This window comes from Roseicella aerolata (assembly GCF_020523605.1).
Taxonomy (GTDB): Bacteria; Pseudomonadota; Alphaproteobacteria; order Acetobacterales; family Acetobacteraceae; genus Paracraurococcus; species Paracraurococcus aerolatus.
Genome location: NZ_JAJAQI010000170.1, coordinates 1 through 883 on the forward strand (window position 1 = coordinate 1; position 883 = coordinate 883).

The 883-nt window shown below is 75.8% G+C and carries 1 protein-coding gene and 1 pseudogene; both read left to right on the forward strand.

Annotation, left to right across the window (positions count from 1 at the left end):
• Nucleotides 1–239: pseudogene (locus LHA35_RS28390) on the forward strand (recombinase family protein); the annotation flags it as partial.
• A 15-nt stretch (nucleotides 240–254) separates the two neighbouring features.
• Nucleotides 255–883 (forward strand): DUF4158 domain-containing protein (locus LHA35_RS28395; protein WP_226615257.1); only part of this gene is annotated, 629 nt, incomplete at its 3' end.

Consider the following 883-nt stretch of genomic DNA (forward strand, 5'->3'; position numbering starts at 1 on the left):
CGCGCGCGAGGGGGCGCAAGGGCGGGCGCCCGCGCCGGATGACGCCCGAACGCCTGCGCTATGCCCAGCACCTGATGGCGGACAGGAGCCGCAGCGTTCCCTCGATCTGCCACGAACTGGGCGGCGTGCCCGCCAGCACGCTGTACCACTACCTCCATGCCGACGGCACGCTGAAGGCACCGGGCCTCGCGCTGCTTGGCGGCGTGCCCGGCGCCGAGCGCCCGCTCCAGGCGTCCTGACCGGGACCGCGGCGGGTGGGCGCCCGGACCGGCGTACCTCGGGGTGAGGCGGGCGAGGACGTCCTTGCCCGGCGCTGGACCCTGACCGCAGCCGATGCCGCCGAGGTGCTCCGGGCACGCGGAGCAGAGCACCGGCTGCGCTGCGCGGTCCAGCTCTGCACCTTGCGCGCCACCAGCCGGTTCGTGACCGATTACCGGCGCGTCCCGCCGGAGGCGGTGAGCCACCTCGCAGCCCAGCTCGGCCTGGATCCGGTGTTGGCGCTGCCCGAGCCGGAGCGGCCCGCCACCGAAAGCGCCCAACTCGCGCGCATCCGCCGGCACCTGGGCTGGCACGAGTTCGATCACGCTGCCGAACAGAGACTGCGCGACCGGCTGGGCGAACGCGCGGCCGAGGGCATGACGCCGGGGCCGCTGCTGGCGCTGGCCGAGGACCTGCTCCGCGCCGCGCGCGTCGTGCTGCCGGCGCCGAGCACGCTGGAGCGCCTGGTTGCCTCCGTCGCGGCGCACGCCGTGCAGAACCTGTTCGAGCGCATCGCCGCCGGGCTGCCGAACCGGCTGCGCGACGCCATCGAGGATCTGGTGGACGTCCCCGAGGGCGAGCACCGCTCCCCGCTCGCCCACCTCAAGGAGCCCCCGCCGGCAGC